Genomic DNA, 7,886 nt, shown 5'->3' on the forward strand with positions numbered 1-7,886 from the left:
GGAGAGGAGAGGGCCGAGGGGGCCGAGGGCGCCGGGCGGGGGGCCACCTCGGCGGCGGTGGTTCCGCAGGCGGTGAGGGCGGCGCCCAGGGCACAGAGCGCGGTGGCACGTCGTACGAGAGTGATCACCGTACGAACGTAGGAGTGGGATATTCGGTTTGTATGACCACATCGGCCGACGTGCCGAGCCGGTCACCCACCCGGCCCAGGCGCAGGCCACGCCCCCGGTGCCGTCAGATGTCCCGCTGCTCCAGCGGCTTCGTCGCCGGGCCCTCGATCACCTTGCCGTCCGTGCCGAAGCGGGAGCCGTGGCAGGGGCACTCCCAGGCGCGTTCGGCCGCGTTGAAGTCGACGAGGCACCCCAGGTGGGTGCAGCGCGGCGAGACGGCGTGCAGTGTGCCCTCCTCGTCCCGGTAGACCGCGAGCCGGTCGCCGCCCGCCCGGACCACCGCGCCCTCGCCGCGCGGCAGCGAGTCCACCGGCGGCGCGGGCCGCAGCCGGTCGCCGACGAAGTGCCGGGCGACCTCGGCCTGCGTCTTGAGCAGCGCCGGCGCCTCGCGCACCGCCGTGCGCAGCCGGCGCGGGTCGTACAGCCCGCTCCACGCGCACTCCTCACCGGCGATCTGCGCGGTGAGCAGCAAGCCCGCCATGATGCCGCCGCTCAGTCCCCACCCGCCGAAGCCGGTGGCCACGTAGGTGTGGCGCGCGGCCGGGTGCAGCGGGCCGACCATCGGCACGGTGTCGGTGGGGTCGATGTCCTGCGTGGCCCAGGCGTGGGTGCGGTCGACGCCGGGGAAGTGCTCGTCCGCCCAGGACGCCAGGCGGTCGAAGCGCTCGCGGGTGTCGCCCGTGCCCGGAGTGAAGTGCTCCCCGGTGACGATCAGCAGGCGGCGGCCCGCCTCGTCCAGCGGCGCCGTGCGCACCGAGCGGGTGTTCTGCTCCGGCGTGATGTACATGCCGTCGACGTCGCGGTCCGCCTCGACGCTCCCGGCGACGACCAGTTCACGGCGCGGGGAGAGGCGGGCGAAGAGCAGCGCCCGGTCGAAGACCGGGTAGTGGGTGGCGACCACGACGTCCCGGGCGGTGACGGTCGCGCCCGTACCGGTCGACACGCGGCACGGCATGCCCTCGTCCAGACCGTGGACGGTGGTGTCCTCGAAGATCCGCCCGCCCCGCGCCTCGAGATCCGCGGCGAGGGCCAGCAGGTACTTGCGGGGGTGGAACTGGGCCTGCCCGGCCACCTTCACGGCGCCCGCCACCGGGAACGGCAGCCCGGTCTCCGTCACGAACGACGCCGGCAGCCCCGCCTCCCGCGCCGCGGCCGCCTCGGCCCGCACCTCCTCCACGCGGCCCGGGGAGCGGACGTACGTGTACGCGTCGCGCGTCTCCCAGTCGCAGTCGATGCCCAGCTCGGCGACGACCCCGGCGGCGTGCTCGATCGCCTCGGACTGCGAGCGGGCGTACAGCCGGGCGCCCTCCGGGCCGCGGGTGCGGCGCAGCTTGTCGTAGACCAGGGTGTGCTGCACGGTCAGCTTGGCGCTGGTGTACCCGGTGACGCCGGCGGCGACCCGCCCGGCCTCCAGGACCGCCACGCTGCGCCCGGCCCGCGCCAGCTCCCACGCCGCGCTGAGCCCCGCGATGCCCGCGCCGATCACGGCGACGTCCACGTCGAGATCGTCGGCGAGTGCGGGGCGGGGCGCACCGCCCGGTGCCGTCTGCAGCCAGTACGAGCCGTTGACCTGCACGTTCTGAGTCATGCGCCCCGGGTACCCCGGGGTCGCGGCTTCAGTGACCGGCTTCAGGGACCGGGCGGTGCGCCCGCTCGTGCCCTGCCGCCTACCTGCGCCAGGGGCCCGTCACCGCGAAGGTCGTGCCCGGCGTGTAGCAGTTGACGTACATCGTGTCGCCGTCCGGGGAGAAGGTGACGCCGGCGAACTCACCCCACTCCGGCTCCTCCTCCGTGCCGAGGTTCTGGGCGCCGCGCGCCATGGCGTACACCTCGCCGCGCCGGGTCACGCCGAAGACGTGCTGTGCGCCGTTGCCGTCCTCGCAGACCATGAGGCCGCCGCTGGGGGCCAGGCAGATGTTGTCCGGGGACTCGCCGGGCAGCTGCACGTCGGTGTCCGGGCCGAAGACGATCACCAGGGTGAGCCGGCGCCGCTCGGGGTCGTAGCGCCAGATCTGCCCGTAGTGGTCGGCGGCCGAGCCCTCGTCGCTGTGGGCGAAGGACGACACGAAGTACACGCACGAGCCGCCCCAGTAGCAGCCCTCCAGCTTCTGCGCGTGGGTGATGCCGCCCCGGCCGAAGTCCTGGAAGCGGATGGGCGTCCCGTCGGCCAGCGGGTCGGGTACGTCCACCCACTCGATGCGGTCGAAGGTGGCGCCGGTCTCCTGGATGGAGGAGAGGTCGGGCACGCCCGGCACGCGCATCGCCTGGAGCCTGCCGCCCGCCCGCAGTGAGCCCCTGCCGCCCAGCGGCTTCTCGGGCAGGAAGCGGTAGAAGAGGCCGAAGGGGCGCTCGAAGGCGTCCTCCGTCTCGTAGACCACGCCCCGCCGCGGGTCCACGGCGATCGCCTCGTGCTGGAAGCGGCCCATCGCGGTCAGCGGCACCGCGCCGGTGCGGTGCGGGTCGACCGGGTCGACCTCGAAGATGAAGCCGTGGTCCTTGGTGTAGCCGTCGGTGCCGGCCCTGTCCTCGGTCTCCTCGCAGGTCAGCCAGGTGTGCCAGGGCGTGGGTCCGCCCGCGCAGTTGACGGCCGTACCGGCGATCGCGACCCGCTCGGACAGGACGTGGTTGCGGGAGTCCAGCTCCAGCGCCGTACAGCCGCCCTTGCCCCCCGGGTCGTACGTCAGGCCCTCGATGGTCGGCACCGGGACGCGGGCGTCGGCGCGGTTCTCGTGGTTGCGCACCAGGTGGGTGTGGCCGTGTCTGCCGGAGCCGCGCCCGGGGAAGGCCGACATGCCGTCGTGGTTGGAGGGCACCTTGCCCTCCCCGGAGCGCAGCTCGTCGCCCTCGCGGGAGAGCACGCGGTAGTGGAAGCCCTTGGGCAGGTCGAGCAGGCCGTCGGGGTCGGGGACGAGAGGGCCGTAGCCGGTGTGCCCCAGGGGCTGGGCGGCGGCGGTGCCGGCGAAGAGCTCCGAGAGGGCGCCGGTGAACGCGATGCCTGCGCCCAGGGCCCCGGTACGGGCGAGCACCTGGCGTCGGGTCGCCGGGTGGCTGGAGGTGGACATGGGGAAACCTTCCTGCTGGCGGACAGGATTGTGACCCCGCCGTGTCTATCACCTGCCAGGAGTCCCGGGAACCACGCGTGCCGCACGTGTCACTGCCGGCCACGCGTGAGGAGGGCCGACCGTGGCACGGTCCCACATGCGTGAGGAGGGCCGGTCGTGTCACATTCCGACGCGTGTGAGGAGGGCCGGTCGTGTCACGTTCCGCCACGCGTGACGAGGGCCGGTCGTGTCACGGTGCCACGCGTGACGAGAGCGTCCGGCGGCACGGTGACGGGAGTCGGCCGGCACGCCCCGCCGGCCTCCCGCGGGACGTGCCGGACCGGGTCGACGCGCTACACCGGCGTCTTCGCGGTCCCCTCCTTCGCCTCCGCCTCCTCCCGCTTCCCCGGCTCCTCCGGTTCCGTGACCTTCACCGGGTCGGTGCCGGTGGCGCTGTGCCGCTCGGCCCAGTTCTCCAGGGCCGTACGGCAGGCGTGGTCCAGGTGGTGCAGCCCGGACAGGTCCAGCTCGACCGGGCGGTCCTGGGGCAGCGCCTCCAGGCTCTCCAGCATCTTCGGGAGCCGCAGGAAGGTCGCGTTGCCCGTCAGATGGGCCTGGACGGGACCCGCGCCCTTGTCGACGATCTCCAGCTTCAGGTGCGAGGCCTCCCAGGCGGTCTTGACCACGGACAGCGCCAGACCGATCAGCACGCCCTCGAACATGTTCACCGCGACGATCGAGACGGCCGTGACCACCAGGATCAGCGCCTCACCGCGGTGACCGCGCCACAGCGACACGATGCCCTTGAACGGGATCAGCTTCCAGCCCGCGTGGACCAGGATGCCGGCCAGCGCGGGCAGCGGGATCAAGGCCAGCGCGGACGGCAGCAGCGCGGCGAACAGCAGCAGCCACACGCCGTGCAGCACCCGGGACGCCTTGGTCCGGGCGCCGGCGCCGACGTTGGCCGAACTGCGCACGATGACCGCGGTCATCGGCAGCGCGCCGAGCACGCCGCACACCGTGTTGCCCGCGCCCTGGGCCATCAGCTCCTTGTTGTACTCGGTGCGCGGGCCGTTGTGCAGCCGGTCCACCGCCGCGGCGCTGAACAGGCTCTCGGCCGAGGCGATCAGGGTGAACGCCACGATGGTGCCGAGGAGGCCCACGCTCGCCAGCTGCCCGAACGCGTCGCCGCCGGGCGGCTGGATCGAGTCCAGCAGACCGCTGACCTCGACCGTGGCGACCGACAGGCCGAACGCCGCCGTGACCGCCGTGGCCAGTACGACCGCGGCCAGCGCGCCGGGCAGGTTCTGCGCCGCCCTGGGCAGCCGCTTCCACAGCACCATCACGGCGACGGTGCCCGCGCCGAGGGCCAGCGAGGTGAGTGCCTCGGTGCTGCCCAGCACGTCGGCGGCGGCCCCGGGCAGGCCGACGATCTTGTCGATGCCGGAGGCGGGTGCCTCCAGACCGGCGGCCGAGTAGAGCTGCCCGGCGATGAGCACGAGGCCGATGCCGGCCAGCATGCCCTCGACGACCGACAGGGAGATCGCCCGGAACCAGCGCCCCAGCTTCAGGGCGCCCATCGCGAGCTGGACGAGTCCGGTGGCGAGCACGATCACGCCGAGCACGGGCAGCCCGTACTCGTCGACCGCGCCGAAGACCAGCACGGTCAGGCCGGCGGCCGGTCCGGAGACCTGGAGGCTGCTGCCCGGCAGCAACCCGGTGACGATGCCGCCCACGATGCCGGTGATCAGGCCGAGTTCGGCCGGAACACCGGAGGCGACGGCCACGCCCACGCACAGCGGGAGCGCGACCAGGAAGACGACGAGGGACGCGGTGAAGTCCTGCCGCCAGTGGGGGAACTTCCGGTTCTGGTTGGCTATGAGGGACATGTCGGCACTCACAGCGTCTCGAACGTGTCGGTGTCCGCGCTGTGCCGGCGCACGAGGCCGGTGTGGACCTCGTAGTACCAGCCGTGCATGCGCAGCCGGCCGTCCGCCAGACGCTGTTCGATGCAGGGGTAGGAGCGCAGGCGCAGCAGTTGCGCCAGTACGTGGTGCTGCACGGCCTCGGCGACCGTGGGGTCGGTGGTGTCGCACGGCTTCGGCTCGTCCGCGGCGTGCGCCAGCCAGTCGCGGACGGCGGGTACGGCGGTCAGGTCGTCGCCGCGCACCAGTGCGCCGACGGCGCCGCAGTGCGAGTGGCCGCAGACCACGATGTCGGTGACGCCGAGCACCGTGACGGCGTACTCGACGGTGGCGGTCTCGCCGCGGGGGTGCTCGCCGGCGTAGGGCGGGACGATGTTGCCCGCGGTGCGCAGCTCGAAGAGCTGGCCGGGCCGGGCGCCGGTGATCAGGGCCGGTACGACCCGGGAGTCGGAGCAGGTGATGAACAGGACTTCGGGCGACTGGCCTTCGGCGTGCCCGGCGAACTCCTCAGGGCGCTGTCCGAACGTACGGGCGTTGTCGATGAGGGGTTGCATGATGCGGTTTTCCTCCTGGCGCGCAGTGGGGGCGCGTCGGACGGTCGGGGCAGAGGTGGGGAGGTGCCGGTGCCGCTCAGCAGCGGAAGACCTGGAGGGCGGCCGGGGAGTGGTCCCCGGCCGGTCTGGACCGGTGTCCGGCCGCCCCGCCGGACAGGAGGGGTTCGTCCGCCGCCCCGGTGTGCGGCAGGAGCGGGCGCTCGGGCGGTGCGGGCTGGGCCGCGGTGCCGGCGCGGAGCCGGTCGCGCAGGCCCGTGGGGCCGTGCGGGTGCCCGGAACGGCCGGTGTCGTGGCACGCGACGCGTTCCTCGTGCGACACCGGACCGGAGGAGATCACTCCGGGCTGGGCGCTGGCCATGACATCACGGTGTGTATGCGCGATTGCGAAGGATGCCGACGGGGTGAAGAACTGGAGGGCCACCAGGACGGCGGCGAGGAGCAGAACCCGCGTCCGCGCCGTCGTGCCTCGGAACATGAGCCCCCCTCCAGGCACTTCACGCCTTCGCTGTGGGACCGGGCATGGTCGGTGCACGGTCAGGACTTGGTCAACGCATGGTCAATGCGCGGTCAAGAAACACGTTAACCCTGCGAAGAGCTTTGCATGGTTAACGTAGCGTTACGGGCTGAAGAGAGCCTGAAAATCGCGGGTGGGTTGGCGCGAAACGGGTCGCCCCACGGCGCCGAGGGGCCGGTACGGCCGTGCTCGGCGGGTGTCGGCCCCGGCTCGGCGCCTGGCGGTCGTGCTTGGCGTATGTCGACTGTGCTGCGTGCCCGCCGTTCTCGGCGTGTGCCGGCGGTGCTGCGTGCCGGTCGTGCTCGGGTGCGTGCCGGCTGTGCTCAGTGCGGGTCGGCGAGCGGGGCGGCGTCCCGGGCCAGGGCGGTGAGACGGGAGATCGCCCGGAAGTACTTCTTGCGGTACCCGCCCCTCAGCATCTCCTCGCCGAAGAGCCGGTCGAAGGGCTGCCCGGAGGCCAGCACGGGCACCTCGCGGTCGTAGAGCCGGTCCGCGAGCACCACGAGCCGCAGCGCCGTCGACTGGTCCGGCACCGGGCGCACCCCGGTCAGGCACACCGCCGAGAGGCCGTCGGTCAGCGCGCCGTAGCGGCTGGGGTGCACTCGGGCGAGGTGGTCGAGGAGTGCGGCGAAGTCGTCCAGGGAGGCGCCCCCGGTCGCGTGGGCGGCCCGGGTGACCTGCTCGTCGGTGTAGGGGGCCGGAGCCTCGGGCAGGCCGCGGTGCCGGTAGTCCTCGCCGTCGATGCGCAGCGCGCGGAAGTGGGCGGACAGGCCCTGGATCTCCCGCATGAAGTCCGCGGCCGCGAACCGTCCCTCACCGAGCTTGCCCGGCAGCGTGTTGGAGGTGGCGGCCAGCGCCACGCCCGCCTCCACCAGCCGGGCGAGCAGGCTGGACACGAGGACGGTGTCGCCCGGGTCGTCCAGCTCGAACTCGTCGATGCACAGCAGCCGGTGCCCGGAGAGGGTCTGCACGGTCTGCTGGAAGCCGAGGGCGCCGACCAGGTTGGTCAGCTCCACGAAGGTGCCGAACGCCTTGCGGGACGGCTCGGCGTCCGTGGCGTGCCACAGGGAGGCCAGCAGATGGGTCTTGCCGACGCCGTAACCGCCGTCGAGGTAGACACCGCGGGGGCCGGCCGGAGCCTTCGGTGCCCTGCCGCGCCCGAACCCGAAGAGGCCGCGCCTGCCGCCCGCCGGACCCGGCGCCCCGCCGAGGCCGCTCGCGAACTCCTCCAGGACCTGCACGGCCTCGCGCTGGCTGGGCCGGTCCGGGTCCGGGACGTACGTGCTGAAGCGGACCGAGTCGAAGCGGGGCGGCGGCACCATCTCGGCGACCAGCCGGTCCGCGGGGACGCGGGGCTCGCGGGCGCACAGGGACAGCGGGGCCGTCCCGGTTATCGGGGTGCGGTCGGAGGCGGGGGTGGAGGGCGACACGGTCGTCAATGGTAGGCCCTGCCCGCAGCGGGTCGGGCGGCGCGGTTCGGGCCGCGGGCGCGTGGAACACTGCACGGCATGCGACGCCTGTTCCCCGTGACCGACCAGACGGCAGGCCCGGCGACGGGGGGGGGGCCCCCCCCGGGGGGGGGGGGGGGGCGGCCCCCCCCCCCCCCCCCCCCCCCGGGCGCGCCCCCCCCCCCCGGGGCCCCCCCCCCCCCGCCCCCGGGGGGGGGGGGGGTGGGGGGGGGGGG

Annotated in this window: 6 protein-coding genes; all 6 read right to left on the reverse strand. The window is 73.8% G+C overall.

Annotation, left to right across the window (positions count from 1 at the left end; all coding sequences use genetic code 11):
• Positions 1–232: 232 nt before the first annotated feature.
• On the reverse strand, positions 233–1,756 hold the full coding sequence (locus tag HZS56_RS36660; RefSeq protein WP_216725136.1) for an FAD-dependent oxidoreductase: 1,524 nt from the start codon (positions 1,754–1,756) through the stop codon (positions 233–235).
• A gap of 79 nt (positions 1,757–1,835) precedes the next feature.
• A complete protein-coding gene (locus tag HZS56_RS36665; protein WP_216725137.1) occupies positions 1,836–3,230 on the reverse strand; it encodes a PhoX family protein in 1,395 nt (464 codons plus the stop codon).
• Between the two features lie 332 nt (positions 3,231–3,562).
• Positions 3,563–5,098 carry a SulP family inorganic anion transporter gene (locus tag HZS56_RS36670; protein ID WP_216725138.1) on the reverse strand — a complete coding sequence of 512 codons (1,536 nt, stop codon included), beginning with the start codon at positions 5,096–5,098 and terminating at the stop codon, positions 3,563–3,565.
• Between the two features lie 8 nt (positions 5,099–5,106).
• Entirely contained in the window at positions 5,107–5,688 is a 582-nt protein-coding gene (locus tag HZS56_RS36675; protein ID WP_216725139.1) for a carbonic anhydrase, read from the reverse strand.
• A 76-nt stretch (positions 5,689–5,764) separates the two neighbouring features.
• Entirely contained in the window at positions 5,765–6,163 is a 399-nt protein-coding gene (locus HZS56_RS36680) for a hypothetical protein (protein ID WP_216725140.1), read from the reverse strand.
• A 362-nt stretch (positions 6,164–6,525) separates the two neighbouring features.
• Positions 6,526–7,632, reverse strand: a complete 1,107-nt coding sequence (gene zapE, locus HZS56_RS36685) for a cell division protein ZapE (RefSeq protein WP_216725141.1) — start codon at positions 7,630–7,632, stop codon at positions 6,526–6,528.
• Positions 7,633–7,886 lie beyond the last annotated feature (254 nt).

Source organism: Streptomyces mayonensis, from assembly GCF_018982965.1.
Lineage (GTDB): Bacteria > Actinomycetota > Actinomycetes > Streptomycetales > Streptomycetaceae > Streptomyces > Streptomyces mayonensis.